This is a genomic window from Aeromonas rivuli (assembly GCF_000820045.1).
GTDB classification, from domain to species: Bacteria; Pseudomonadota; Gammaproteobacteria; order Enterobacterales; family Aeromonadaceae; genus Aeromonas; species Aeromonas rivuli.
The window spans coordinates 38,156-63,673 of record NZ_CDBJ01000055.1 but is presented as its reverse complement, the minus strand read 5'-3'; the positions used below and the strand labels follow the sequence as shown (position 1 = coordinate 63,673).

The window sequence follows — 25,518 nt, the reverse complement described above, 5'->3', positions numbered from 1 at the left end:
ATAACCAGCAATCCCTTTGATAACAGGGGAAAAGCGCACTGCCCCCGAGTCGGCTATAAACAAAAGAGTGTAATCGTTTACACAATATTGTTAACCCGCTCACAGTTTAGCCATCAGAGGCTCGGCTAGACTCCTGATCCACACCCCCTTTACCGGAGACAAGGGATGAAGGTATTGGTCACAGGCGGTTGCGGCTACATAGGCAGCCACACTTGCCTCGCACTGCAGGCCGCGGGTATCACACCGCTGATCCTGGATAATCTCTGCAACAGCAAGCTGGCCGTGCTGGATCGCATCGCCACCATTTCTGGTCAGAAGCCTGTTTTTTATCAAGGGGATATCAGGGATTCCGCCCTGCTGGATCGCATCTTCACCGAGCATGAGATTAGCGCCGTCATCCACTTTGCCGCGCTCAAGGCCGTCGGTGAATCGACCCGGATCCCGCTGGCCTATTACCAGAACAATGTCGCCGGTACCTTGGATTTGCTACAGGCCATGGCGCGGGCCCAGGTGCACAACCTGGTATTCAGCTCCTCGGCTACTGTCTATGGCGATCCGGCCAGCGTGCCGATCCGCGAGGAGTTCCCCCGCTCGGCCACCAACCCCTATGGCAGATCCAAGCTGATCATCGAGCAGATCCTCGAGGATCTGCAGGCCGCCGAACCCCAGTGGAGCATGACGCAACTGCGTTATTTCAATCCGGTTGGTGCCCATGAATCCGGCACCATGGGGGAGGATCCCCAGGGCATGCCCAACAATCTCATGCCCTTTTTGACTCAGGTGGCCATCGGCAGACGCCCGCAATTATCGGTATTTGGTAACGATTACCCCACCCTGGATGGCACAGGTGTTCGCGACTATATCCATGTGATGGATCTCGCAGAGGGCCACGTCAAGGCGCTGCAACACTGCGTCAGTCGCCCCGGCGTTCATGCCTATAACCTGGGAACGGGCCAGCCCCAGAGCGTATTGCAAATGGTTCAGGCATTCGAGCAGGCATGCGGCCGACCTGTTCCCTACGCCTTGGAACCAAGGCGCCCGGGAGACATCGCCGAGTGCTGGGCCGATCCCGCCAAGGCCGAACGTGAGCTGGGCTGGCATGCCACCCGGGATCTCCCGGCCATGTGCGCCGACAGCTGGCGCTGGCAATCCCTCAACCCCCAGGGTTATGACCAATGAGCCGCTTGCTGACCGCCGCTACCCGCTCGCTACGGCCCGGTGCCATAGCCTCCCTTTCCATGACAGACAGTCACGAGGTGTGATGATGTTCGATCCCCTGGATCACCCCCACCGCCGCTTCAATCCCCTGACCGGCCAGTATGTGCTGGTCTCCCCCCACAGGGCCAAGCGCCCCTGGCAGGGCCAGATTGAGAAGATAAGCGAGGCGCCGGGCCACGCCCATGATCCCGACTGTTTTCTCTGCGCCGGCAATACCCGCGTCAGTGGCGACAAGAACCCCGACTACAGCGACACCTTCGTCTTCACCAACGACTTTGCCGCCCTGATGCAGGACACCCCGGCTGCGCAGGAGGGCCAGGATCCGCTGCTGCAACTGGAGGCGGCCCGTGGCACCAGCCGGGTCATCTGCTTCTCGCCGGATCACGGCAAGACCCTGCCCGAGCTGGCCCTGCCCGAGATAGAGGCGGTGATCCATACCTGGCGCGACCAGGTGGCCGAGCTATCCCAGCAGTGGGATTGGGTGCAAGTCTTTGAAAACAAGGGCGCCGTCATGGGCTGCTCCAACCCTCACCCCCATGGTCAGATCTGGGGCAGCGATTTTCTGCCCAACGAGATAGCCAGGGAGCAGGAGCGCCAGCAGCAGTGGCTGGCCGAGCATGGCCGCCCCCTGCTGCTCGACTATGTGGAACGGGAACTGAAAGATAGATCCCGCATCGTGGTGGAGAGCGAACACTGGCTGGCGGTGGTCCCCTTCTGGGCCGCCTGGCCGTTCGAAACCCTGTTGCTGCCCAAGGCCCATGTGCCCTCCATGCTGGATCTCAGCCCGGCGCAGCAGCAGGACTTGGCCCTGGCCCTCAAGGAGCTCACCAGCCGCTACGACAACCTGTTCGAGTACAGCTTCCCCTACTCCATGGGCTGGCACTTCGCGCCGCCGCACTCGACTTGCCCCGAGGCCTGGCAGCTTCATGCCCACTTCTACCCGCCCCTGCTGCGCTCTGCCACTGTGCGCAAGTTCATGGTGGGCTTCGAGATGCTGGCCGAGACCCAGCGCGATCTCACCCCGGAGCAGGCCGCCGAGCGACTGCGTACCTTGAGCCCCATCCACTACAAGATGCGAGGATCCACCCCATGAATCACCCCAGCCACAGGGCCAGCGCCCTCTTCCACAAGGTGTTTGGCCGGGCCGCCGACCTGATGATCCGCGCGCCCGGTCGGGTCAACCTCATCGGCGAGCACACCGACTATAACGACGGCTTCGTGCTGCCCTGCGCCATCGATTACGAGACCTGCGTCGCCATCGGCCTGCGCCAGGATGCCAGGGTGCGGGTCATCGCCGCCGACTACGGGGAGGAGCACGACGAGTTCTCCCTGGATGCTCCCATCGAGCACCACCCGGACCAGCGCTGGAGCGACTATATCCGTGGCGTGGTGAAGTACCTGCAAGCGCGGGGCCAGCCCCTGCGCGGCCTGGATCTGGTGGTCTCCGGCAATGTGCCCCAGGGGGCCGGGCTCTCCTCCTCCGCCTCCCTGGAGGTGGCAATAGGCCAGGCCTTCAAGGAGGCGCTGAACCTCGACCTCAGCCAGGCCGAGATCGCCCTCAACGGTCAGCAGGCGGAGAACCAGTTTGTCGGCTGCAACTGCGGCATCATGGATCAGATGATCTCGGCCTGCGCCAAGCCGGACCATGCCCTGCTGCTCGATTGCCGCAGCCTGGAGAGTCGGCTCATCCCCATGCCGATGGATCTCGCTGTGCTCATCATCAACTCCAACGTGCGCCGTGGCCTGGTGGACAGCGAATACAACCTGCGCCGCCAGCAGTGCGAGGCCGCGGCCCGTCACTACGGCGTCAAGGCGCTGCGCGACCTCGATGCCGCCACCCTGGAGGCGAACAAGACCGGACTGGACGAGGCCTGCTATCGCCGTGCCCGCCACATCGTCGGCGAGAATGGCCGCACCCTGGCCGCCGCCGAGGCGCTCGCCTCAGGGGATCTGGTACGCCTCGGCGAACTGATGGCGCAGTCCCATACCGCCATGCGCGATGACTTCGAAATCACAGTGCCCCCCATCGATGGCCTGGTGGAGATCATCAAGGCAAAGATTGGCAGCGAAGGCGGGGTACGCATGACCGGCGGTGGCTTCGGGGGTTGCGTGGTCGCCCTGCTGCGCCCGGAGCGCTTGAATGAGGTGATCGCCGCCATCGACGTCGAATATCCCGCCCGTTTTGGCCTGCAGGCCGACAGCTATGTCTGCCGCGCCAGCGCCGGAGCGGGTCGGCTGTGAGATCCTTCGAGCTGGAAAATGAGTGCGGGCTGCGGCTACGCGGCCTCGATGTTGGTGCCACCCTGAGCTCCCTGAGTCTGCCGGTTGGTGGGATGAGGCGGGAGCTGCTGCTCGGCTGCTCCGACGCCGACTATCCGACCCAGCAGGTGTGGCTGGGGGCGGTGGCGGGACGTTTTGCCAACCGTATCGGGGGCGCAACCCTTGCGCGAGACGGCCAATGCTGGCCATTGGATGCCAATCAGCCTCCCCACACCCTCCATGGGGGGGCGGGGGGTTTTCATCGCCAACCCTGGCAGATTGAAACCCTGGAGGCCAGCCGGGTGCGGCTCAGCCTGTTCTCCCCGGATGGGGATCAGGGCTTTCCCGGCAACCTCAGGGTGGCGCTGGAATACCGGCTTGAGGAGCGGGATCTGGTGGTGGAGTGCTGGGTCAGTACCGATGCGCCGACCCCGGTCAGCCTGACCAGCCACGCCTACTTCAACCTCGATGGGGGGGGAGATGTGCGTCATCACAAGCTCACCCTGAAGGCGGACCGCTTCCTCGCCACGGATGCCAGCGGCCTGCCCTTGGCGCCCCACGCTGTCGAGGGCCCCTTCGATCTTCGTGGCGGTCGCCTCCTTGGGGATGAGTGGCTGAGCCACCCCCAGCAACGTCAGGCCAAGGGCTACGATCACGCCTTCCTGCTCAATGGGCCACCATCGGAATGGGCCGCCCTGCTGGTCTCGGGTGACGGACAGCTGGTGATGGAAGTGCATACCAACCAGCCCTCGCTGCAGCTCTACACCGGCAACTGGCTGGCCAAGACCCTGGGTCGTGACGGGCAGCGCTATCAGGATTACGACGGCCTCTGCCTGGAGGCCCAGCAGCTGCCGGACAGCCCGAACAGACCCGAGCTGGGGGATCCCTGGCTGCTGCCGGGTCAGCGCTATCACCACCTCACCCGCTACCGCTTTGAGCCTCGCTGAACCAGCACGGGTTTGAGCGATCAGCGAGAGGCGCTGACCCTGAGCGATCAGGAGAGGTCTGCCATGTCGGGCATGACTGGCCCGAGCCACTGAAACCGATGACATTGATATTCAAAAGGAACTTGTATGGATCAGCCCTATCAGGCCAACCCGGCTCGCTACCAGCAGCAGCCCTATCGCGCCGTCGGTCGCCACGGCTTGCGCCTGCCCGCCATCGCCCTCGGGCTCTGGCATAACTTCGGGGCAGAGGCCGCCCCCCAGCAGATGAGCGCCATGGTGCGTCAGGCATTCGACCTGGGTATCACTCACTTCGATCTGGCCAACAACTACGGGCCACCGCCGGGCAGTGCCGAGACAAGCTTCGGTCGCCTGCTCAAGCAGGATCTGGCCGCCCATCGCGATGAGCTGATCATCAGTACCAAGGCGGGCTACGTGATGTGGGATGGCCCCTATGGCGATGGCGGCAGTGCCAAGTATCTGTTTGCCAGCCTGCACCAGAGTCTGCGCCGCCTCGGCCTCGACTATGTGGACATCTTCTATCACCACAGGCCGGACTCGAACACGCCCCTGGAAGAGACTTGTCAGGCCCTGGCACTCATGGTGCGTCAGGGCAAGGCGCTCTATGTCGGTCTCTCCAACTATCCCGCCGAGCTGGCCCGTCAGGCCGCGATCCGGCTGGCAGAGCTGGGCACTCCCTGCCTGGTCAATCAGCTCAAATACTCCCTGTTTCAGCGGGAGATTGAAGAGCAGACCCTGCCGGTCTGCCATGAACAGGGCATGGGCGTGGTGGCCTTCTCGCCCCTGGCGGGAGGCCTGCTCAGCGACCGCTACCTGGCGGGCATTCCGGCCGATTCCCGCGCCGCCAGCCCCAGCCCTTTCCTCAAGCCGGACCAGCTCACGGCGGAAAAACTGGCCCGGATACGTGCCCTGCACGCCCTGGCCGAGGAGCGCGGACAGAGCCTGTCACAGCTGGCGCTGCAGTGGGTGCTGCGCGATGCCGTGGTCAGTAGCGCCCTCATTGGCGCCAGCAGGCCAGAACAGATCGTCAGCGCCGTTCAGGCCCTGGGTCAGCCCCCTCTGGATACAGCCTGGCAGCAACGGATCCTGACCGCCCTCGACTGAGCCAGCGGCAATATTCTCTGGTTGCCTGCGTGGTTTTCCGCCATCATTGGCGCGCCCCCGCTTGCGGGGGCGCATCATATCCAGACAACCAAGAGATCCGATCCATGACAGAGTACTACACCCTGTTTGTCGCATTCGTGTTAGGCGTAGTGGAAGGCCTGACCGAGTTTCTGCCCGTTTCCTCCACCGGCCATCTGATCATCGTCGGCCATCTGCTGGGCTTCGAAGGTCCCAAGGCCGCCACCTTCGAGGTGGTGATCCAGCTGGGCTCCATCCTGGCAGTCGTCGTCGTGTTCTGGCGCCGACTGTTCGGCCTCATCGGCATTCATTTTGGCCAGAAGCCCCCTCAGGATCACGCCACCCTCTCTCTGGTGCACATCATCCTCGGCATGTTGCCCGCCGTGGTGATAGGCCTCGCCATTCATAGCTGGATCAAGGCAAATCTGTTCGGCCCCCAGACGGTGATGTATGCCCTGGTCGCCGGCGGCATACTGCTGTTGATCGCCGAATGGAAACGCCCTGCGGTGCGCTCCGAAACCCTGGATGACATCAGCTACAAGCAAGCCTTTGGCATAGGCCTGTTCCAGTGTCTGGCACTCTGGCCCGGTTTCTCCCGCTCGGGAGCCACCATCAGTGGCGGCATGCTGATGGGGATCAGTCGCCAGGCGGCGGCCGAGTTCTCCTTCATACTGGCGGTCCCCATGATGATCGCGGCGAGCGGCCTGGATCTCTACAAGAGCCGGGACTTCCTCTCCATGACCGACTTCCCCATGTTTGCGGTCGGTTTTGTCACCGCCTTCGTGGTGGCCATGTTCGCCATCCGCACCTTCCTGGCGCTGATCCGTCGCCTCGATTTCGTGCCTTTTGCCATCTATCGCTTCGTCGTCGCCTTCGCCGTCTACATGGTGTTCGTGCATTAATCTGCCGTGACGAATCAGGCTTGAATGTGAAAAGGGACCCCAGGGTCCCTTTCTTGATGCGTCAATGGCGGTGCTGCCCCGCCGAGCCCTTGGCCTCAATAGAGATGCCCAGAGATACCATTGAGCAAGCGCGACAACCCCTTGGTGAACTGGATGGGGGCATCCTGCACCGTGTAGCAGAGACAGCCATCGACCGTGTGCGGACTGTGTGCATGGCGACTATCTCGCCAGATGAAATCACCGACCCCGTAGCGCTGATCGCCATCCTGCATGCTGCCCGCCAGCAGCAAGGTCAGTTCATAGCCCTGATGGGTATGCTCGGGAATGGCACCGCCCGCATCGATGTGCAACAGGCTGGCCCGCACCCCCAACTCTCCCAGGGGCAGGCTATGTTGGCGAACGGGTCCAAAATGCCGCCACTTGGGGGAGCGGTAACGGGCCAGCACCCTCGGCAGCCGATAACACCGACCCGCCACCTCAAGCTGGGTGTCGGTGTGAGACACAGGGATGAGTTCGGGCAGGGGTTGCTGCACTATCATGGCCAGCATGGCGTCCAGCTCGGGGGCGACCTGAACCGGCAGGGGGGCGGCCTCGAGCGCCTCGGCCAGCTGCGCCTCCCACAACGTCACCCGGGCGGCACATTCGGGGCAGAGCTCGCAATGGGCCGATACCCCGACCGCCAGGGGCAGGGGGAGCTCGTTGGCCGCGAAGGCACGCAGCATCTGCTCGGTCGGATGGGATTTAATCATGATACTGCTCCATAAATATGTGCGATCGATATGAGCCTGACCCCGGGGCACCACCCATCACAGGGTCGCTCCTGGTCATGACGAGGCTATTCATCATGACGTTCCACCTGCTCTTTGAGTTTCTGCAGGGCCAGTCGCAGCCGGGACTTGATGGTGCCAAGCGGTACGCCGAGTCGCTCGGCCAGCTCCTGCTGGGAGAGTTCCTGCAGGTAGATGCCACGCACTACCTGCTGCTGCGGCTCAGGCAGCACGCTGACGTAATGGGCCATCTGCCGTGTCAGCACCGCATCCTCGCCACCGGGTCCCTGGGGCAAGTCGGCCCCAAACTCCAGCAGGGGCCAGATCTCTTCGGCGCACAGGTCTTCACGACTGGCACGGCGGCGGCGCAACATGTCGAAGCATTGGTTGCGCATGACGGTGTAGATCCAGGTGCTGGGCGCCCCTTTCTCAGGGTGATAGAGCCGTGCCTTCTGCCAGACCAGCAGCATGGTCTCCTGAACCAGTTCCATGGCATTGGCGTCACTGCCAAGATGGCGCAAACCATAGTTGCGAATACGCGGCGCGAAGTGACGAAACAGGGCGGCAAAGGCCACCTTGTCGGCAGACTCGGCGACCCTTATCAGCTGGGTTTTCAGGTCGGGAACGCCTATGACTGTGTCCATCTGGGGCGAGATCCTGCTGTGAGTCCGTTGTGACTGGCCAGTATATGTCATAGCCCTTACCCTGGTTGCTACCGTGCCAATCAATACGGCCAGAGACTCCGTCTGGATCAGCGACGCCTTACTCTTTTTGGTCAAGGAGGGGACGCGCCCTCGCATCGGGCAAGCACCAACGGGGGAGATAAGTGATGGGAAAGGCCGCGATCAGTGACTGGCAACCAGCAGGTTGCTCAGCAAACTGAGGGCGGGGTGATAGTCCTCGCAGGCCATCAGCCACTGCTTCTGTTCGGGGGGAATGGGCAGCACCTCTATCCAGCGCTGGGCGACCCAGCAGGCATCGTCCCAGTCAGGTTCGCGATAGAGGGCGGCATATTCGGGGTAGTCACTGAACACCTCGCGCAGGGCCTGGGCCAGGTTGCGCTGATCCCGTGGCAGACGGCCACACTGCCAGAGCGGCAACTGCTCCACCTCACCGACCCGCAGGCCGTCCGGCTCCTGCCAGAGACGCTGGATACGCAATCGCTCCACCCCTTGCACCGTGATGCCCAGCAGGCCGTCCGGTAGCATGTCAAAGTCGATGATGCGCACCCGGGTGGCGATGGGGTACATGTTGCGCAACTCATCCCCCTGGCGGCTATCCCACATGCAGAGCCCAAAGCCGGCATCCCCCGCCTCGGCGATCATCCGCTGATATCTGGGCTCGAAGATGCGCAGCGGCATGATGCCACCGGGCAGCAAATGAACGGAGAGGGGAAAGAGCGCCAGTTTCATGTTTGCATCCTATTTCGTGTGCCTTCTCCTGATACGACACCCCAAAGTGGTCAGATCATTCAGACCAAGTAGGAATAAAAACCCCTATCACTATTAGGGGAAAATAGCCTGGACAAGCTGCTTCAATATGCAGTAGAAATGGATAAGTCGCAGACAACAACGCAATATCCTGCAAATCTGCGCACCAAGCAGTGAAATATCCGCCGCCTCAGGGGTGGAGGGTCATCCCTATAGTTTTCTCGGCCCGATGCGGGTAAAATTCACGCCCTTATATATCAGTCATATTTCGACGCATAACCTCGGTGGTCAGTCATGAAAGAGCATATTCATCATCTACTTGAACAGACGGTAGCCAACCTCAAATCCGCAGGCCTGCTGCCAGCGGAGCTGGAAGCCCGAGTGCTGGTAGATCGATGCAAGGATAAGGCTCATGGTGACCTGGCTACCAACCTGGCCATGCTGCTCGCCAAACCGGCCGGCAAGAACCCCCGTGAGCTGGCCGCCGCCATCATAGAACACTTGCCCGCCTCTGACCTGATCGCCAAGGTCGAGATTGCCGGTCCCGGCTTCATCAACTTCTTCTTCAATCAGCAGTGGCTGACCGGGCAGGTCGATGCCATGGTGGCCTGTGCCAACGCCAACGTGAAGCTGCCGACCCCGCAAACTGTGGTGGTGGATTACTCTGCCCCCAACGTGGCCAAAGAGATGGCGGTACACCACATTCGCTCCACCGTACTCGGTGACGTGGCGGCCCGCGCCCTGGAATTCCTGGGTCACAAGGTGATCCGCGCCAACCACATCGGTGACTGGGGCACCCAGTTCGGCATGCTGATCGCCTATCTGGAGAAGATGGAGAACGAGCACGCCAGCGACATGGAGCTCAAGGATCTCGAAGCCTTCTACACCCAGGCCAAGCGCCTGTATGACGAAGACCAGGCCTTCGCCGAGCGCGCCCGCAACTATGTGGTCAAGCTGCAGGGGGGCGATGAGTACTGCCGCACCATGTGGAAGAAGCTGGTCGACCTGACCATGGCCCAGAACCAGCGCAACTACGACCGCCTCAATGTCTTGCTGACCAACAAGGACATCATGGGCGAGTCCATGTACAACGACATGCTGCCCGGCATAGTGGCCGACCTGAAAGCCCAGGGACTGGCGGTCGAGAGCGAAGGCGCCACCGTGGTGTTCCTCGACGAGTTCAAGAACAAGGATGGCGAGCCCATGGGCGTCATCATCCAGAAGAGCGATGGCGGCTTCCTCTACACCACCACCGACATCGCCTGCGCCAAGTACCGTTACGAGACCCTCAAGGCCGATCGGGTGATGTACTTCATCGACTCCCGTCAACACCAGCACCTGATGCAGGCCTGGACCATCACCCGCAAGGCGGGTTATGTGCCGGCATCCGTGCCCCTCGAGCACCACGCCTTCGGCATGATGCTGGGCAAGGATGGTCGCCCTTACAAGACCCGCTCCGGCGGCACCGTCAAGCTGGTCGATCTGCTCAACGAAGCCGAGGAGCGCGCTGCCGCCCTGCTGGAGAACCGCAACAGCGACCTTAGCGCCGAAGAGAAAGCCGAGGTGGTGCACGCCATCGCCATCGGTGCGGTCAAATATGCGGATCTCTCCAAGAACCGCACCACAGACTACATCTTCGACTGGGACTTGATGCTGTCGTTTGAGGGCAACACCGCCCCTTACTTGCAGTACGCCTACACCCGCATCCAGTCCATCTTCCGCAAGGCCGGTGTCGATGTGAGCAGCCTCAGCGGCAACATCTCGCTCAACGAGGATGCCGAGCTGACCCTGGCCCAGAAGCTGATCCAGTTCTCCGATGCGGTCAATGGCGTGGCCGAGCGTGGCATGCCTCACCTGCTCTGTACTTACCTGTACGAGTTGTCCGGCAACTTCATGACCTTCTATGAAGCCTGCCCCATCAACAAGGACGGGGTAGAGCCGGAGGCACGTCAGAGCCGTCTGCTGCTCTGTGCCGCCACCGCCAAGGTGCTCAAGCTGGGCCTGGGCGTACTGGGCATCCACACCCTGGAGCGCATGTAATTCATGGCGACACGGGATTATGTGGGGAGTGGCTCAAGGAGACGAGCCGGTGGTCGCAATACCAAGAAGGCGCCACCTCGCCGCCGCTTTCCACTGATCCCCGTCTTGCTGGCGGGGGCGCTGGTGGTCGGCTTTGGTGCCTTCCTCTACCTCATCAATGGCAAGGCCGCCGATGGCCCGACCATCGAGGAGCAGGTGCGCGCCAATAAACCCAAGTCCGATGGCCATGCTCTCCCCCAGGAGAAGTGGAGCTATATCGAACGACTCGAGAACAAGCAGGTCGACATAGTGGAGCCGCCACCCCAGCCCGGGGTGCTGCCCCCGCCGCCAGCGGCGACCCTGACCCTGCAACCCGAGAAGCTGGCCAAGCCGGTGGAGACCAGCATACCCCAGCCTGGCACCCCCATAGGCCAAGTGCAGCCCTATCAGCCCAAGCCGGTCGGCGCCCCTGTGGCCAGCGCCCAGGAGCAGGCCATCGACCGCAAGGCCGAACGGGAGCGCATGGAGCGTGAGTTGCGTGCCGAGCTGGCGCAGGATCAGGCCCAGAAAGCCAAAGCGGCCCAGACGGCTTCGACCGATGGCGGCCGTTACATGATGCAGTGTGCGGCTCTGCGTTCGCAGGATTCCGCAGAGTCTCTCAAGGCGCGTATTGCCTTCTCCGCCGGCCTGAGTGCCAGCTTGCAGAACATCAATACCGCCAACGGCGCCATCTACAAGGTGATGGTGGGCCCCTTCAACGGCAAGGCGGCGGCCGATGCGGCCAACCGCAAGCTGCAAGGTGCCGGCATCAGCGGCTGCATCCCCAAGAAGGGCTGACGACCCACCATAAAAAACGCGGCGCCGTGGCAACACGGCGCCGCGTTTTTTTATCCGTTTTTTACCCGCCCTGACGGCCGCCCTCCATCACAGACAGCCCAATCCCCTGCCAAACGTCGACCCACTCTCGAAACGGAATGAGGGTTGAAAAGCCGGATCGGCAACCCCATCTCTATTTTCATGCACAGTCATGGCCGTGAACCGGCTCAAGTGAGGTAAGTAAAGTGACGACCATAGTTTCAGTCCGCCGCAACGGCCAAGTCGTGATCGGAGGGGATGGCCAGGTATCCCTGGGCAACACCGTCATGAAGGGCAACGCCCGCAAGGTCCATCGTCTCTATAACGGCAAGGTGCTGGCGGGTTTCGCCGGTGGTACCGCCGACGCCTTTACCCTGCTTGAGCGCTTCGAAGCCAAACTGCAGGCTCATCAGGGCAATCTGGAGCGCGCCGCCGTGGCCCTGGCCAAGGATTGGCGTACCGACCGTGCCCTACGCCGCCTCGAGGCCCTGCTGGCGGTCGCCGACGAGCACAAATCCTTCATCATCACCGGCAACGGTGACGTGGTACAGCCGGAGCATGATCTGATCGCCATCGGCTCGGGCGGCAACTTCGCCCAGTCTGCGGCCACCGCCCTGCTGGAAAATACCGAGCTGGATGCCAAATCCATCGTCGAGAAGTCCCTCAAGATTGCGGGCGACATCTGCGTCTTTACCAATGGCAACCACACCATCGAAGTGCTGGACTATGCCGCTAAATAACGCGCCACTCGCCATGCCTGAGTAAAGCGACCCATTTTGCACGGGGTGGGCCCTGCCCGCCCCGGATACAGGAATTTCATCATGTCCGAGATGACCCCGAGAGAAATCGTCCACGAGCTGGACAGACACATCATCGGCCAGGCCGATGCCAAGCGTGCGGTGGCCGTGGCCCTGCGCAACCGCTGGCGCCGCATGCAGCTCAGCGAAGAGATGCGCCATGAAGTGACCCCGAAAAATATCCTGATGATAGGCCCGACCGGGGTCGGCAAGACCGAAATCGCCCGTCGTCTCGCCAAGCTGGCCAACGCCCCCTTCATCAAGGTGGAAGCGACCAAGTTCACCGAAGTCGGCTATGTCGGCAAGGAAGTGGACAGCATCATCCGCGATCTCACCGATGTGGCCATCAAGCTCATCCGTGAATCCGAGATGGAGAAGAACAAATACCGCGCCGAGGAAGCCGCCGAAGAGCGCATCCTCGACGCCCTGCTGCCCAACCCCCGCAACAGCTGGGGTGAAGAGGAGAAGGCCGACAACTCCAACAGCCGCCAGATCTTCCGCAAGAAACTGCGGGAAGGTCAGCTGGATGACAAGGAGATAGAGCTGGACTTGGCCGCCCAGCAGATGGGCGTCGAGATCATGGCTCCTCCCGGCATGGAGGAGATGACCAACCAGTTGCAGGGGCTGTTCCAGAACCTGGGCCAGGGTCAGAAGAAGAAGCGCAAACTCAAGGTCAAGGAGGCCATGAAGGCCCTGATCGAAGAGGAGGCCGCTCGTCTGGTCAACCCAGAAGAGCTGAAGCAAAAAGCGATCCATGCGGTCGAGAACAACGGCATCGTCTTCCTCGACGAGATAGACAAGATCTGCAAGCGTGGTGAATCCTCAGGCCCCGACGTCTCCCGCGAGGGGGTACAGCGGGACCTGCTGCCCCTGGTCGAGGGCTGCACCGTCAACACCAAGCACGGCATGGTGAAGACTGACCATATCCTGTTTGTCGCCTCCGGCGCCTTCCAGGTGGCGCGCCCCTCCGATCTCATCCCCGAGCTGCAGGGCCGTCTGCCGATCCGGGTTGAGCTGACCGCGCTGACCACGGGTGACTTCGAGCGCATCCTGACCGAACCGAACGCCTCCCTGACCGATCAATATCAAGCCCTGATGGCGACCGAAGGGGTCAAGATCGAGTTCACTCAGGATGGCATTCGCCGTCTGGCCGAAGCGGCATGGCAGGTCAATGAACGCACCGAGAACATCGGTGCCCGCCGTCTGCATACCGTGATGGAGCGTCTGATGGAAGACATCTCCTATGATGCCTCCGAGAAGTCCGGCGAGACCTTCGTCATCAATGCCGACTACGTCAATGCTCACCTCGGGGCCCTGATCGAAGATGAGGATCTGAGCCGCTACATCCTGTAAGCGAGTCTCGGCACAGCGCTGACTTTCCTGGACGCCTCCACGATGGAGGCGTCTTTTTTGTGTCTCATGATCCTCACACCACCGCCAGCGCCTCCTCCCGGCTGCGCCCCACCAGCCAGAACGCCAGAGCAATCAGCAGGGCGCTCAGGGCAAAGAGGGCCTGGGTGCCGAACACCAGCTCGCTGGCCATATTCAGGCCCTGATCTCCCACCAGGGCGGCGAACAGGCCGCCGAGCCCGGCCACCCCGGTCAACTGGCCCAGATTGCGCGACAGGGTCAGCAGACCGGCCACGGCGCCCCGGGTCTGCTCGCTCGCCTCCCCCACCACGGCACTGTTGTTGGCGGTCTGGAACAATGCATAACCGGCGGTCAGCAGCAGTATGGGCAGCAGATAGCCGAGCGGGCCGAACTGCCCCGCCGCCCCGGCCAAGCCGAGGGCAGCAGTCCCCATGACTGCCAGCCCCAGCCGGACCACCCGCCGCGCACCCAGCCTGTCCACCAGCCAGCCGGCGGGCATACCCGTCAAGGCGGCCAGCAGGGGCCCCCCCGAGATCATGAGCCCGACCGTCGCCATATCGAGGCCGAACGCTCCCCGCAGGTAGAAGGGGCCGATCAGCAGGGTCAGCACCATGACACTGGCCACCAGCGCACTGGCGAGCAAGCCCCCCCTGAGCCGGGGGGCGGCCAGCAGCACCAGTGGCAACAGGGGAGAGGGGTCGAGGCGCTCGCGGCGAATGAACAGCGCAGTGACAAGCAAGGCCCCCGCCCCCCACCAGAGGGCCAGGGAGCCCCCCAGGGTCAATGCCAGGCCGTAGCAGAGCAGGGCCGCCACCAGCAGTGACAGGCTAGCGAGGTTCATCCTCTCCTTCTGTGGCGAGGAGCCGTCCCGGGGCAGACCGAGCCGGGCACAGCCCAGCGCCAGCAGGCTGAGGGGTACCAGCAGCAGAAAGGGAGCCTGCCAGCCCAACCCGTCGATCAACAGACCGCCAAACGAGGGGCCAAGGGCTGTACCGCAGGCCGACAGGGTACCGAGCAGTCCCATGCTCCAGCCACGCCGCTCTGGTGGCACCAGCTGGCCCACCATGGCCAGCGCGAGCACCAGCATGCAGGCCGCCCCGGCCCCCTGCAGGGCCCGCGCCGCAATCAGCCAACCTATGGTGGGTGCCAGGGCGCACAGCAGGGACGCCAATGCGAACAGTCCCATGCCCCAGAGCAGCAAACGCCGCCGGCCAAACCTGTCCCCAAGCCGCCCGGCCACCACTGTCAGGCAGGTGATCCCCAGCAGGTAGGCCACCAGCACCCACTGCACGCTGGCAAAGGGCACGGCAAACACCTGCCCCAGGGCGGGCAGTACCATGTTGGCCATGCTCCCCGCCAGCATGGGCAGCAGGGTGGCGAGGCCGAGTGCCAGCAAGCCTGCACGGCGCGTAGCGGATGAGTGAGGAGCGATGGCGTTGGGCATGGGCATGGGCATGGGCATGGGCATGGGCAGAGTCTCGGCAGCTGAGGATATCGACAAGGCTAGCCGGAGGGATAAAACAGCGGAAGACGCACGGCTTGCAGCTTATAGCTGCACGACGCGCCATATGAAGAGCCGGATCCTCGCGTATGATGAGGCGAGAGGCACCACCATGAGGCGGTCACCCTGACGGCTAGGCGAGGCAAGATCATGAGCACACCCGATTTCAATCTGCTGCTAACCCTGGAGGCGCTGCTCGATGAGGGCAGCGTGGCCGGGGCGGCCAGGCGGCTGAAACTCAGCCCCTCCGCCATGAGCCGGGCCCTGGCCCGGCTGCGCGCGACCACCGGGGATCCCCTGCTGGTACGCGCGGGCCGGGGGCTGGTGCCCACCCCCCGCGCCCTGGCCCTGCGCGAACGGGTCAGCCAGCTGGTGCAGGAGGCCGAGGCCGTGCTGCGCCCCCAGCAGGAGGTGGATCCGGCCAGCCTGGTGCGCACCTTCCGGCTGAGGGCCAGCGACGGTTTCGTGGAGAGTGTCGGGGCGGCCCTGCTGGCACGGCTCGCCACCGAGGCGCCCGGGGTGCGGCTGCATTTCATGACCAAGCCCGACAAGGAGAGCCACGCCCTGCGCGGCGGTGAGCTGGATTTCGAGACCGGGGTGATCGGGGCCAACACGGCGCCCGAGCTGCACACCCAGGCGCTGTTTCAGGATCGCTTCGTCGCCGTGGTGCGTCCCGGTCACCCCCTGTGCGAAGGCCCACTGACCGCCGCCCGCTATGCCGACGCCCGCCATATTATGGTGTCACGGCGCGCTCAGGAGCACGGCCCCGTCGATGAGGCGCTCGCCGTCTTCAAGCTGGAGCGCACCATCACCACCCTGGTGCCGGGATTTGCCACTGCGCTGGCGCTGGTGCGGGGCAGCGATCTGGTGGCCACGGTGCCCGCCCTGCACTGCGCCGCCCTGCACGCCGATCTGGTGACCCTGCCCCTGCCCTTCCCCTTGCCCAAAATCACCCTGGCCCTGCTCTGGCATCCTCGGCTGGACGCCGATCCGGCCCACCGCTGGCTGCGCACCCTCATCCGCGAAACCTGCGCCCGCGCCCCCTATCAGGCCAATCCGAAAGAGCAGTGATCTGCGCCGTCATAGCCAGGCGCACCAACCAGATGCCACACAGTGAAAGCACCTCTGCCGAGGTGTTTTTTTCATGATGCCTGACCAGGCGGGCCAGCTCCTCTTGCACCTCCTGGCCTCATGACAGCCGAAGTCCAGAATGCACCACTGGTATACCTATTTATGCATAGCTTTCTATTTCACCAACTTACCCCTTAGGAGATATATAAATAGACACTTGATTTGCATCAATAGCCCACCACTGCTCACTGGTTAGCCTTGGCTCAGATATGACGTTTTATAACTCCAAATCAGAGGCACTCATGAGCAAAGTCAGGCTGGCCGTCATCGGCAACGGCATGGTGGGGCACCGCTTCATCGAAGAGTTGATCGAGCAGGCCGATCCGGACCGGTTCGAGATCACCGTCTTCGGTGCAGAACCGCGTCCCGCCTACGATCGTGTCCATCTCTCCTCCTACTTCTCCCACCACACCAGCGAAGATCTCTCCCTCGTCAAACCCGGTTTCTACCAGAAGCACGGCATCCGTCTGCTGCTCGGCGAGGCGGTGAAAAAAATCGACAGGGCGGCCCGCGAAGTGCACTCCAACAAGGGCACTGTGGTCGGCTACGACAAGCTGGTGCTGGCCACCGGCTCCTACCCCTGGGTGCCGCCCATCCAGGGCAGTCAGCACCACGAGTGCTTCGTCTATCGCACCATCGAAGATCTGAAAGCCATCCGCAGCGCCGCCAAGAGCGGCAAGAGTGGTGTTGTGATCGGGGGCGGCCTGCTTGGCCTGGAGGCGGCCGGTGCCCTCAAGGCGCTGGGCCTCGAGACCCATGTGGTGGAGTTTGCCCCGGTATTGATGGCGGAGCAGCTCGACGGCCAGGGCGGCCAGCTGCTGCGCCGCAAGATCGAGTCCATGGGGGTGCAGGTGCACACCAGCAAGAGCACCAGCGAGATCCTGATGCACGGCGGCAAGGAGGCCAAGCACCGCCTCGCCTTCGCCGACGGCAGCGCCCTTGACGTGGATGTGGTGGTCTTCTCCACCGGCATACGCCCGCAGGACACCCTGGGCCGTTACTCTGAGCTGGCCATCGCCGAGCGCGGCGGTGTGCTGATCGACGATCACTGCCTCACCTCAGACCCCGACATCTATGCCATCGGCGAGTGCGCCGCCTGGCAGGGTCGCTTCTTCGGCCTGGTGGCACCGGGCTACAAGATGGCCCAGGTCACCGTCGACCATCTGCTCGGCGGCGACAACCGCTTCGAGGGGGCGGACATGAGCGCCAAGCTCAAGCTGCTCGGCGTCTCCGTCGGCTCCATTGGTGATGCCCACGGCCGCACCCCGGGCAGCCACAGCTATGTGTTCCAGGACGACCAGGCCGGCGTCTACAAGAAGATAGTGGTGAGCGAAGACAACAGCCGCCTTCTCGGCGCCGTGCTGGTGGGTGATGTGGAAGATTACGGCAACCTGCTGCAGCTGATGCTCAACGCCCTGCCGCTGCCGAGCCACCCGGACACCCTGATCCTGCCAGCCTATGCCGGGGCCAAACCGACCCTGGGGGTGGATGCCCTGCCGGCCAGCGCCCAGATCTGCTCCTGCTTCGACGTCTCCAAGGGCGACATCGCCCAGGCGGTGGCCGAGGGTCACACCACGCTCGCCGCCATCAAGCAGCACACCAAGGCCGGTACCGGCTGTGGCGGCTGCGTGCCGCTCATCAGCCAGGTGCTCAACGCCGAACTGGTGAAGCAGGGCATAGAGGTCAACAACCACCTCTGCGCTCACTTCCCCCACTCCCGCCAGGAGCTGTTCCACCTGGTCAAGGTGGAAGGGATCAAGAGCTTCGACGAGCTGCTGGCCAGACACGGACACGGTTATGGCTGCGAAGTGTGCAAACCGACTGTCGGCTCCATCCTCGCCTCCTGCTGGAACGGCTATGTGCTGAGCCCGCTCAATACCCAGCTGCAGGACACCAACGACATCTTCCTCGGCAACATGCAAAAGGACGGCAGCTACTCCGTCATCCCGCGCATGGCCGGTGGTGAAGTGACCCCGGAAGGCTTGCTGGCGGTGGCCGAAGTGGCCCGCGACTACAAGCTCTACACCAAGATCACCGGCGCCCAGCGCATCGGCCTGTTCGGGGCCCAGAAGGATGATCTGCCCGCCATCTGGCGCAAATTGCTGGCCGCCGGCTTCGAGACCGGTCAGGCCTACGCCAAGGCGCTGCGCATGGCCAAGACCTGCGTCGGCAGCACCTGGTGCCGCTTCGGCGTGCAGGACAGCGTTGGCCTCGGGGTCTTCCTTGAGAACCGCTACAAGGGCATCCGCACCCCCCACAAGATGAAGTTCGGTGTCTCCGGTTGCACCCGCGAATGTGCGGAAGCCCAGGGCAAGGACGTCGGCATCATCGCCACGGACGCGGGCTGGAACCTCTATGTGGGTGGCAACGGCGGCATGAAGCCGCGCCACGCCGACCTGCTGGCCTCGGATCTGGACCGTGAGAGCCTCATCCAGCTGATCGACCGCTTTATGATGTTCTACGTCACCAGCGCCGACAAACTACAGCGCACCTCGGTCTGGCTCGGCAACCTGGAAGGGGGCGTCGACTACCTGCGCGAGGTGATCGTCGACGACAAGCTCGGGTTGAACGAGACCCTGGAGCGCGATATCCAGACCCTGATCGACAGCTACGAGTGCGAATGGTCCCGCACCCTCAATGAGGAGGAAGCGCTCAAGCGCTTCAGCCACTTCATCAACAGCGACAAGCGCGACCCGGACGTGCAGTTCGTCAGCGAGCGTGACCAGCACAGACCCGCCACCCCGGCCGAGCGCATCCCCGTCTATCAGATCGACATGGAGGCAAAGTAATGAAATTAGCCTGCCAACTGAATGACATCCTGCCGGGGACCGGCGTCTGCGCACTCATTGAAGGTCGCCAGAATATGCCTGTTTCGCTCGATGTGGAGGTTCAATCATGAAATTCGCCTGCCAACTCAACGACATCCTGCCGGGAACCGGTGTGTGCGCACTCATTGAAGGTCGCCAGATCGCGCTGTTCCGCCCGAGCGCGGCCGCCGAGGTATTCGCCATCGACAACCGGGATCCCTTCTTCGCCGCCAACGTGCTGTCGCGCGGCATCATAGGTGAACACGAGGGTGAGCTCTGGGTCGCCAGCCCGCTCAAGAAGCAGCACTTTCGCCTGAGCGACGGCCACTGCCTCGAAAATGCCGCCATGTCGATTGCGGCCTATGCCGTTGAAGTGCGCGATCAGCAAGTCTGGGTCGCCGTCTAACATAAGACCCCACCCCGGCCCGGCCCTTCGCAAGGGGAGGGAGCAAAAAGCACCTCCCCCTTGACAAGGGGGAGGCAGGGAGGGGGTAACACATTGTCAGGGCTGCCTGCGGGCGGCCCGCTTAAAGAGAACCAGCATGTATACAGACACCATCAACAAGTGCGCCGCCAACGCGGCCCGCATCAACCGCTTCGAGCGCAGCGACAAACTCGGCTTCTGGCTCAGCTCCGCCATGGCGGGGGCCTATGTGGGCCTCGGCATCATCCTCATCTTCACCCTGGGCAATCTGGTGGATCCGGCCATCCGTCCGCTGGTGATGGGGGCCACCTTCGGCATCGCCCTGACCTTAGTTGTCATCGCCGGCTCCGAGCTGTTCACCGGCCACACCATGTTCCTCACCTTCGGGGTGAAGACGGGCAAGATCTCCATGGCCGATCTGCTGCGCATCCTGCCCCAGACCTGGGCTGGCAACCTGCTCGGCTCCATCGCGGTGGCGCTGATCTACTCCTACGGCGGCAGCCTGCTGCCGGACGCGGGCAGCCTGGCTCACAAGGTGGCGCTGGCCAAGACCCAGGCCCCGGCCCTGACCCTGTTCATGAAGGGGGTGCTGTGCAACTGGCTGGTCTGCCTCGCCATCTGGATGGCGCTGCGCACCGAGGGCGCGGCCAAGTTCATCGCCATCTGGTGGTGCCTGCTGGCCTTCATCGCCTCCGGTTATGAGCACTCGATCGCCAACATGACCCTGTTCGCCCTCTCCTGGTTCGGCGCTCACTCAGACGCCTACACCCTCGGTGGCATCGGCCACAACCTGCTATGGGTCACCCTCGGCAATACCGTCTCCGGCGCGATCTTCATGGGTCTCGGTTACTGGTATGCCACCCCCAAGGCGGAGCGTCCCGTCCCCGTGACCGACGCCGCCACCGCCACCGCCAGCCAGACCCAAACCGCCTGATCCGGAGGCCCCATGGACTACTTGCCCATCTTTTGCCGACTCGACAACAAACCCGTGCTGCTGGTTGGCGGCGGTGACGTGGCGGAGCGCAAGGCGCGCCTGCTGCTGGACGCCGGCGCCCGACTGACCCTGGTCTCCCCCACGCTCGACCCCGAGCTGGCGGGGCTGGCCGCCAGCGGGGCGATCGACTGGCTGGCCGCCGAATTCGAGCCAGCGCAGCTGGCGGGCAAGTGGTTGGTGGTGGCCGCCACCGACAGGCGCGAGGTCAATGCGCTGGTCTATCAGAGCGCCAATCAGGCGCGGATCTTTGCCAACGTGGTGGACGACCCCAAACGCTCCAGCTTCATCATGCCGTCCATCATCGACAGATCGCCGCTGATGGTGGCCATCTCCTCCGGCGGCAAGGCCCCAGTGCTGGCCCGTTTGCTGCGCGAGAAACTCGAGGCCCTGCTGCCCCAGCATCTCGGCTCTGTGGCGGCCTTTGCCGGCGGCCTGAGAGACAGGGTCAAGGCCCGCTTCCCTAGCATGGGGGAGCGCCGCCAGTTCTGGGAGCGGCTGCTCGGCGCCGACCGGCTCGGTCAGGCGCTGGCGCGCGGCGACAAGGCTGCCGCCAACCAGCTGGCCGACGCGCTCTTTGCCGAGGAGGCCGCCGCCAAGGGCGAGGTGATCCTGGTGGGCGCCGGCCCCGGCGATCCCGGCCTGCTCACCCTGCACGCCCTGCGCCAGATGCAGCAGGCGGATGTGGTGGTCTATGACCGGCTGGTGTCGGACGAGGTGATGGCCCTGGTGCGGCGCGATGCCAGACGCATCTTCGTCGGCAAGCAGGCGGGCAACCACTGCGTGCCCCAGGAGGGCATCAACCAACTCTTACTGGAGGAAGCCAGGAAGGGGTTGCGGGTGGTGCGGCTGAAAGGTGGCGACCCCTTCATCTTCGGCCGGGGCGGCGAGGAGCTGGAGACGTTGGTCGGCAGCGGCGTGGGCTTTCAGGTGGTGCCGGGGATCACGGCGGCGAGCGGCTGCGCCGCCTACGCGGGCATCCCTCTCACCCACCGCGATCACGCCCAGAGCGTGCGCTTCGTCACCGCTCACGGCAAGGGCGGTGCCCGGGATCTCGACTGGCCCCTGCTGGCCCGGGATCGGCAGACCCTGGTGTTCTACATGGGGCTTTCATCCTGCGCCGTGATCCGCGAACAGTTGCTGGCCCACGGCAAGGGGGGCGACACCCCGGTGGCACTGATCGAGCGCGGCACCCAACCGAGCCAGCGGGTCATTCGTGGCACCCTGGACCAGTTGCCGGAGCTGGCCATGGGGGTCGAGAGCCCGGCCCTCATCATGGTCGGCTCTGTCGTCACCCTGGCGGACAAGCTCGCCTGGTTCGGACAGTCGGCGTCTGAGGAGAAGGCCTCGGCCTGAGGATTAGCCACCTCGATTCCCGTCATAAAAAGCGCGGCTCCCGTGGCCGCGTTCTATGCTGAACATCGCGATGCAGATGGCGAGATGGAAGCCGCCAGTCACTTGTTGTTCAAGGAATATTCATTGAAATGCCGGGCCCAGTCCCTATACTGGATCCACCTGTTTCCAGCGGTGGACTGACTCAATGGAATACAATACTTCAGAACTGTGCGACATCTATCAGGACATGGTCGATGTGCTCGAACCCATGCTCTGCTCCTTCGGCGGACGCGCCTCCTTCGGTGGTGTCATTACCACTGTCAAATGCTTCGAATCCAACGGTCTGATCCGTGAAATCGTCAAAGAGAACGGCATAGGCCGGGTATTGCTGGTCGATGGCGGCGGCTCCATGCGCAGGGCGTTGATCGACGGCGAGATCGCCACCACGGCGGCCCAGAATGAGTGGGAAGGGATCGTCTGCTACGGCTGCGTGCGCGAGGTCGATGTGCTGGAGGATCTGGATCTCGGTATTCAGGCCCTGGCCGCCATTCCAGTCGGCGCCGACAGCAAGGATGTGGGAGAAACGGATCTGCCGGTCAACTTCGGGGGAGTCACCTTCCTGCCGGACGATCACCTCTATGCCGATACCACCGGGGTCATTCTCTCCCCGGATCCGCTGGATATCGAATAAGCTGATCCATGTTTGCAGAATGGGGGCCTTGGCTCCCATTTTTTATGGGAAAATTCGGGGAAAATTCGGGGAAAATGGCTAGAAAATCGGGGAAAAAAGACAAAAAAAGAGGGCCAGAAAAACTGGCCCTATAACTGGAAGCAATGTGAGCAATGTCGTGCTTTCACAAGAAGTCACCATGTTGGAACTGATGGGGCCTATCCCGGAACGCAAGTTAACAATAATCATTCTCATTTAACTTGGCAACTGTTATTTGCCGATATTTCAAAAAATGTGCAAAAAATTGACCACCCTGGGGTGGCCAACTGGATCATCTCTGCTGACAAGCCGGGAACTCAGACATTGCGCGCCTCGCCCTGCAGGGCAGCAGGATTGGGATCCCCCACCAGCTTGCGGCTGAGGTAGCGCAGCAAGACGCCATAGAGTGGCACGAACAAACCCAGGCTTATCAGCAGCTTGAATACATAGTCCACGGTCGCTATCTCGACCCAGTGCTCCGCCATGAAGGGATCATCACTGCGCCAGAAGGCGATGCTGAAGAAGGCAAGGGTATCGACCAGATTGCCGATCAGGGTCGATGCCGCCGGTGCCACCCACCAGGCCTTGAGCAGCCGCAGGCGGTTGAACACTATCACGTCCATGAACTGACCGATCAGATACGCCATGAAGCTGGCCAGGGCAATCCGGGCCACGAACAGATTGAAGGTCGCCAGATTGGCGATGCCCTGATAACTGCCCTCGAAGAAGAGCACGGACAGCACATAGGAGACCAGCAAGGCTGGCAGCATGACTCGCTGGATGATCTTGCGCGCCAGACCGGCGCCGAAGACTCGGACAGTCAGGTCAGTGGCAAGGAAAATGAACGGAAAGCTGAAAGCTCCCCAGGTGGTGTGAAAGCCGAAAATGGTGATCGGCAATTGCACCAGGTAGTTGCTGCTGGCGATGATCAGTATGTGGAACAACGCGAGTCGCGTCAGCGCCGTCTGGTGCTGAGCAGGGGTCAGATTCATATTGTGACCTTTTTGGTTAATGGGGTTAGGGAACCCATAGCGCCACCATGGCGCTAATACGGCAGTGATCGAGGGGCGGCATTATACGCCCCCCGCGCCATAGTTCAATCCTTGTACCGTCGACTCAGCCAGCGCAGCGTTGCACGCCCCTCCTCGTCATCGGCGCTGAGCCAGCAGCCGCTATGATGCTCGAAGTGCAGCCAGATGCGGCTCTCTTCAAACGTCAGTTGCCAACTGTGGCGATCGGCGCCGCTATCTTGCTGTAGCAGCTCCAATTCCCACTCATCCAGCAGACCGGCAGCCAGGGCCGGGAAGTTGTCCCAATCGAGATCAGGATGGGTCAGCAGCAGGGTGCCGCTCGCCTCATCCATGCCCACCAACTGCCAGCTCAATGACATAGACGTCCCCATCCATGGTCTCCTACCCGGTTGAGTTGTCGGCTTGAGCACTGATTCAGCTGCTGCATGAGAGCGCCTCTCCCTGATACCAGCTGGGGTGCGGCGTGGCGAGATCTTCGAATTCGCTCTGCTCGGCATAGGGATGCTGCAACGCAGCATAAAGGCGCTCGAAGGGGGTCATATCCCCCCGCTCTGCCGCCTCTATCACCTGCTGGGCCAGGGCATTGCGCAGCACGTACTTGGGATTGAGCTGGTTCATGCGCGCGCGACGCGACCCGCTCTCCTCCCCCTCCCGGGCGAGACGCTCACGATAGCTTGTCAGCCAACCTTGCCAGAGTGCGGCATCGGGCAGCAGGGCAAGCAGGGACGCAGGCCAGGGGCCGTTCGGCTCGACGAGCGCCAGACGGCGCAGGAAGAGGTGGTAATCAACTCCGTCCACCGCCAGCTGCTGGAACATCTGGCGGAACAGGGCGGGATCCTCCTCCTCCCACTGCGTCAGCCCCAGCTTGCCGCGCATCAGCTCGGAGTAGTGCAGCATCAGATGATGTTCATACTGACCCAGTGCCGCGGCCAGGGCCTCGCCGTCCACATGATCCGCCAGGGCCTGGGCCAGTTTCTGCAGGTTCCAGTAACCCACGGCAGGCTGCTGGCTCAGGGCATAACGGCCGCCACTGTCGGTGTGATTGCAGACAAAGTCGGGCTCGTAGCCATCGATGAAGCCGTAGGGACCGTAATCCAGAGTCAGCCCCAGGATAGACATGTTGTCCGTGTTCATCACCCCGTGGGTGAAGCCAACGGCTTGCCACTTGGCGATGAGCCGCGCGGTACGCCGCACCACCTCGGCGAACAACTCGGCGCCGTTCTCAAGCTCAGGGAAATGGTGGCGCAGCAGGTAATCGATGAGAGCCGGGATCTTCTCCCCCTGGCCGCTCCAGGCGAAGTATTCAAACTGGCCGAAGCGGATATGGCAGGGAGCGGTGCGCAGTACCGTCGCCCCCGTCTCCACCGTCTCGCGATAGACGGGCTCGTCACTGCCGACCAGTACCAGGGCGCGGGTAGTGGGGATGCCGAGGGCATGCAGCGCCTCGGAGGCCAGGTACTCGCGGATGCTGGAACGCAATACGGCGCGCCCGTCTCCGAAGCGGGAGAAGGGGGTCTTGCCAGCGCCCTTCAGATGCAGGTCCCAAAGCTCACCGTCCGGGGTCTGCTGCTGGCCGAGCAACAGGGCGCGGCCATCACCGAGGCGCGCACTGTAGCCGCCGAATTGATGGCCAGCATAGACCTGGGCCACCGGCTCCATGCCCGGCAAGGGCTTGGCCTGACCGCAACAGGCAAGCCAGTCGGCATCCGTCACCCCCGCCAACCCCAGTTCGGCGAGCAGGGGGCGATTGAGGTGCAGCAGGCGAGGATTGGCCAGGGGCTGGGGGGTGACCGGCTCGCAGGCCCAGGGCAATTCGGTGGCAAAAGTATTGATAAGCTTCATGGTGGTGCGATTCGTCCCTGCGTATGCTCGTGTCACTCTGTT

The 25,518-nt window shown here is 63.0% G+C and carries 23 protein-coding genes; 16 read left to right on the top strand and 7 right to left on the bottom strand.

Going from position 1 to position 25,518, the window contains the following annotated elements:
• Window positions 1-165: 165 nt before the first annotated feature.
• From galE to bacA, 6 genes are all read left to right on the top strand, one after another.
• Entirely contained in the window at window positions 166-1,179 is a 1,014-nt protein-coding gene (gene galE / locus BN1130_RS13420) for a UDP-glucose 4-epimerase GalE (protein WP_042042584.1), read from the top strand.
• Window positions 1,180-1,264: 85 nt separating this feature from the next.
• Window positions 1,265-2,311, top strand: a complete 1,047-nt coding sequence (locus tag BN1130_RS13415) for a UDP-glucose--hexose-1-phosphate uridylyltransferase (protein WP_042042673.1) — start codon at window positions 1,265-1,267, stop codon at window positions 2,309-2,311.
• A complete protein-coding gene (gene galK, locus BN1130_RS13410) occupies window positions 2,308-3,459 on the top strand; it encodes a galactokinase (protein ID WP_042042582.1) in 1,152 nt (383 codons plus the stop codon). Before BN1130_RS13415 ends, galK begins: the two co-directional genes overlap by 4 nt.
• Entirely contained in the window at window positions 3,456-4,424 is a 969-nt protein-coding gene (locus BN1130_RS13405) for a galactose-1-epimerase (protein ID WP_042042578.1), read from the top strand. Before galK ends, BN1130_RS13405 begins: the two co-directional genes overlap by 4 nt.
• 126 nt (window positions 4,425-4,550) lie before the next feature.
• The gene (locus BN1130_RS13400) at window positions 4,551-5,546 is read left to right on the top strand and encodes an aldo/keto reductase (RefSeq protein WP_042042577.1); all 996 of its coding nucleotides are present in this window, start codon (window positions 4,551-4,553) and stop codon (window positions 5,544-5,546) included.
• Between the two features lie 104 nt (window positions 5,547-5,650).
• Window positions 5,651-6,466 (top strand): undecaprenyl-diphosphate phosphatase, encoded by an 816-nt coding sequence (gene bacA, locus BN1130_RS13395; protein WP_042042576.1) that lies wholly within the window; start codon window positions 5,651-5,653, stop codon window positions 6,464-6,466.
• A gap of 95 nt (window positions 6,467-6,561) precedes the next feature.
• Here bacA and BN1130_RS13390 read toward each other — a convergent pair whose 3' ends face one another.
• From BN1130_RS13390 to BN1130_RS13380, 3 genes are all read right to left on the bottom strand, one after another.
• Window positions 6,562-7,215, bottom strand: coding sequence for a ChrR family anti-sigma-E factor (locus BN1130_RS13390; protein ID WP_042042572.1), 654 nt, complete (start codon window positions 7,213-7,215; stop codon window positions 6,562-6,564).
• 86 nt (window positions 7,216-7,301) lie between these two features.
• Window positions 7,302-7,877 carry a sigma-70 family RNA polymerase sigma factor gene (locus BN1130_RS13385; protein ID WP_042042570.1) on the bottom strand — a complete coding sequence of 192 codons (576 nt, stop codon included), beginning with the start codon at window positions 7,875-7,877 and terminating at the stop codon, window positions 7,302-7,304.
• Between the two features lie 201 nt (window positions 7,878-8,078).
• Entirely contained in the window at window positions 8,079-8,645 is a 567-nt protein-coding gene (locus BN1130_RS13380; protein ID WP_042042569.1) for an LON peptidase substrate-binding domain-containing protein, read from the bottom strand.
• A gap of 312 nt (window positions 8,646-8,957) precedes the next feature.
• Between BN1130_RS13380 and argS the strand changes: the two genes are divergently transcribed.
• The 4 genes from argS to hslU all read left to right on the top strand — a co-directional run bounded on the left by argS (window position 8,958) and on the right by hslU (window position 13,687).
• A complete protein-coding gene (gene argS / locus BN1130_RS13375; RefSeq protein WP_042042567.1) occupies window positions 8,958-10,703 on the top strand; it encodes an arginine--tRNA ligase in 1,746 nt (581 codons plus the stop codon).
• A 3-nt stretch (window positions 10,704-10,706) separates the two neighbouring features.
• A complete protein-coding gene (locus BN1130_RS13370; protein WP_042042566.1) occupies window positions 10,707-11,519 on the top strand; it encodes an SPOR domain-containing protein in 813 nt (270 codons plus the stop codon).
• A gap of 224 nt (window positions 11,520-11,743) precedes the next feature.
• On the top strand, window positions 11,744-12,277 hold the full coding sequence (hslV, locus tag BN1130_RS13365; protein ID WP_042042565.1) for an ATP-dependent protease subunit HslV: 534 nt from the start codon (window positions 11,744-11,746) through the stop codon (window positions 12,275-12,277).
• A gap of 81 nt (window positions 12,278-12,358) precedes the next feature.
• Window positions 12,359-13,687 carry an ATP-dependent protease ATPase subunit HslU gene (gene hslU, locus BN1130_RS13360; protein WP_042042563.1) on the top strand — a complete coding sequence of 443 codons (1,329 nt, stop codon included), beginning with the start codon at window positions 12,359-12,361 and terminating at the stop codon, window positions 13,685-13,687.
• A gap of 73 nt (window positions 13,688-13,760) precedes the next feature.
• Here hslU and BN1130_RS13355 read toward each other — a convergent pair whose 3' ends face one another.
• Window positions 13,761-15,173 carry an MFS transporter gene (locus tag BN1130_RS13355; protein WP_370736613.1) on the bottom strand — a complete coding sequence of 471 codons (1,413 nt, stop codon included), beginning with the start codon at window positions 15,171-15,173 and terminating at the stop codon, window positions 13,761-13,763.
• A gap of 183 nt (window positions 15,174-15,356) precedes the next feature.
• Here BN1130_RS13355 and BN1130_RS13345 point away from each other — a divergent pair, with 183 nt between their 5' ends.
• The 6 genes from BN1130_RS13345 to rraA all read left to right on the top strand — a co-directional run bounded on the left by BN1130_RS13345 (window position 15,357) and on the right by rraA (window position 22,585).
• Window positions 15,357-16,277, top strand: a complete 921-nt coding sequence (locus tag BN1130_RS13345) for a LysR family transcriptional regulator (protein ID WP_042042561.1) — start codon at window positions 15,357-15,359, stop codon at window positions 16,275-16,277.
• Window positions 16,278-16,579: 302 nt separating this feature from the next.
• Window positions 16,580-19,126: a nitrite reductase large subunit NirB gene (nirB, locus tag BN1130_RS13340; protein ID WP_042042558.1), complete on the top strand. Its 2,547-nt coding sequence runs from the start codon at window positions 16,580-16,582 to the stop codon at window positions 19,124-19,126.
• Between the two features lie 106 nt (window positions 19,127-19,232).
• The gene (gene nirD, locus BN1130_RS13335) at window positions 19,233-19,550 is read left to right on the top strand and encodes a nitrite reductase small subunit NirD (protein ID WP_042042557.1); all 318 of its coding nucleotides are present in this window, start codon (window positions 19,233-19,235) and stop codon (window positions 19,548-19,550) included.
• A 136-nt stretch (window positions 19,551-19,686) separates the two neighbouring features.
• The gene (nirC, locus tag BN1130_RS13330; protein ID WP_042042555.1) at window positions 19,687-20,502 is read left to right on the top strand and encodes a nitrite transporter NirC; all 816 of its coding nucleotides are present in this window, start codon (window positions 19,687-19,689) and stop codon (window positions 20,500-20,502) included.
• A gap of 12 nt (window positions 20,503-20,514) precedes the next feature.
• On the top strand, window positions 20,515-21,915 hold the full coding sequence (gene cysG, locus BN1130_RS13325; protein ID WP_042042554.1) for a siroheme synthase CysG: 1,401 nt from the start codon (window positions 20,515-20,517) through the stop codon (window positions 21,913-21,915).
• A gap of 184 nt (window positions 21,916-22,099) precedes the next feature.
• Window positions 22,100-22,585, top strand: coding sequence for a ribonuclease E activity regulator RraA (gene rraA / locus BN1130_RS13320; protein WP_042042553.1), 486 nt, complete (start codon window positions 22,100-22,102; stop codon window positions 22,583-22,585).
• Between the two features lie 335 nt (window positions 22,586-22,920).
• On the opposite strand, the gene BN1130_RS13315 is transcribed toward rraA, so the two are convergent.
• From BN1130_RS13315 to BN1130_RS13305, 3 genes are all read right to left on the bottom strand, one after another.
• Window positions 22,921-23,595 (bottom strand): 7-cyano-7-deazaguanine/7-aminomethyl-7-deazaguanine transporter, encoded by a 675-nt coding sequence (locus BN1130_RS13315; RefSeq protein WP_042042552.1) that lies wholly within the window; start codon window positions 23,593-23,595, stop codon window positions 22,921-22,923.
• A 104-nt stretch (window positions 23,596-23,699) separates the two neighbouring features.
• A complete protein-coding gene (locus BN1130_RS13310; protein WP_232301985.1) occupies window positions 23,700-23,993 on the bottom strand; it encodes a DUF3630 family protein in 294 nt (97 codons plus the stop codon).
• A gap of 55 nt (window positions 23,994-24,048) precedes the next feature.
• Window positions 24,049-25,476, bottom strand: coding sequence for a protein adenylyltransferase SelO (locus BN1130_RS13305; RefSeq protein WP_042042551.1), 1,428 nt, complete (start codon window positions 25,474-25,476; stop codon window positions 24,049-24,051).
• Window positions 25,477-25,518 lie beyond the last annotated feature (42 nt).